This window comes from Puniceibacterium confluentis (genome assembly GCF_007923445.1).
Taxonomy (GTDB): domain Bacteria; phylum Pseudomonadota; class Alphaproteobacteria; order Rhodobacterales; family Rhodobacteraceae; genus Puniceibacterium; species Puniceibacterium confluentis.
Genome location: NZ_VOJI01000075.1, coordinates 1 through 1,239 on the forward strand (window position 1 = coordinate 1; position 1,239 = coordinate 1,239).

General features: G+C 56.3%; 3 protein-coding genes. 2 read left to right on the forward strand and 1 reads right to left on the reverse strand.

The window, feature by feature from the left end:
* Positions 1–314: 314 nt before the first annotated feature.
* Positions 315–623, reverse strand: a complete 309-nt coding sequence (locus FOY53_RS22580) for a helix-turn-helix domain-containing protein (RefSeq protein WP_186766736.1) — start codon at positions 621–623, stop codon at positions 315–317.
* A gap of 90 nt (positions 624–713) precedes the next feature.
* Here FOY53_RS22580 and FOY53_RS23550 point away from each other — a divergent pair, with 90 nt between their 5' ends.
* Together FOY53_RS23550 and FOY53_RS22590 are read left to right on the forward strand one after the other, a co-directional pair.
* Positions 714–941 carry a hypothetical protein gene (locus FOY53_RS23550; RefSeq protein WP_146592530.1) on the forward strand — a complete coding sequence of 76 codons (228 nt, stop codon included), beginning with the start codon at positions 714–716 and terminating at the stop codon, positions 939–941.
* A 113-nt stretch (positions 942–1,054) separates the two neighbouring features.
* Positions 1,055–1,239: hypothetical protein (locus FOY53_RS22590; RefSeq protein WP_146592531.1), on the forward strand; the 185-nt coding region annotated here is incomplete at its 3' end.

The window sequence follows — 1,239 nt, forward strand, 5'->3', positions numbered from 1 at the left end:
AGCAGCCACCACGCGTCCTGCGTGGTGGCCAGCGGCAGCGCCGCGACCAGCGCGGGATCGGTCAGCAGCCTGCGCGCGGCGGTGATGAGATCGGGGGTCTGGTGCATGGGGGCCTCCATCGGGTGTGTGGAGGCAGGATTGTGGAGAAAAGTTCCATCGTCAAGACGAAAGTGGAAAAATATTCTATTGAAAGAACGGATAGGGAACGTAAGTGTGCAACCATCGGCGAAGGATTCGGCCATGCACTACCGTTTTAGGGACTTAATTTTGTTGATTGTAGCTTCTTGGACTGGCGTTAGCCTGGCGCGTCTGCGTCATGTAGCGCGATACTCGATCATTTGTATTAGCAGTTTTTCGCGATACCGATCAGGAACGTCTGACAAGTCGCCACGGTAGATGAAGTCAAGTCCAAAGCCGTATATGGCTGCGATAGCCTCACCTTTCGCGATGTCGAGGCCGATCTGACCCTTCTCAACTTTGGTCAAGGTGCTCCGGTCCAAGCCGATGCTGTCTGCCAGTTGGGCTTTGGTCACAGACATGCTTTCGCGAAGCGCCGAAATTCGAGGGCCAACTCTTTCGGGGCGGCTTTCGTTGGGGACTAGGGCGTTAACAAGCTTTTTCATAGCTGTGCTTGTGGCATAAGCAGAAGTTTTTTCTATCGAACACATTCCCACCTTGACTAGTGGAACTAATTTCCATTACCGATTTGAGCTATGGACAAAATCTCCACCATTCGTGACCTTGTCGCCTTGTGGCCTTCCCGTCAGATCTTCGCGCAAGATCTCGATGTGCCGGTGGTGCGTGTTCACAAATGGATCACCGCAAACTCAATCCCTGCGAAATACCAGAAGTACGTTTTAGACTCGGCTTCAGCTCGGGCATTGCCCGTATCGGCGCCTCTCATATTGGAAATTCACGCCGAGACACGGAGCGCTGCATGAGCGGGGCCAGCTCGTCTCTGGCTGCCCTTTCCGGCAGCGTCCCGGTGCCGCGCAATACCGGCGGGGGCGCTGCCTGATGTCTGAAAATCACCTTGTTCAAATCTCATGCCGCCATGCTGCGCCCGCAGGGGCTGCTGGCCAAGGAAAAGAGGTTTCCGATGTGTAGCCCACTTTATGCCAGCCTGTTTCGCGGGCTGGTCAAACAGTTGGGCGGCGTCGACGCCGCCTGTGCGGTGATCGAGGCGGCGCTGGGGCATTCGGTGTCGCGCGGGTCGGTGTCGCGCATCCAGAACGGTCA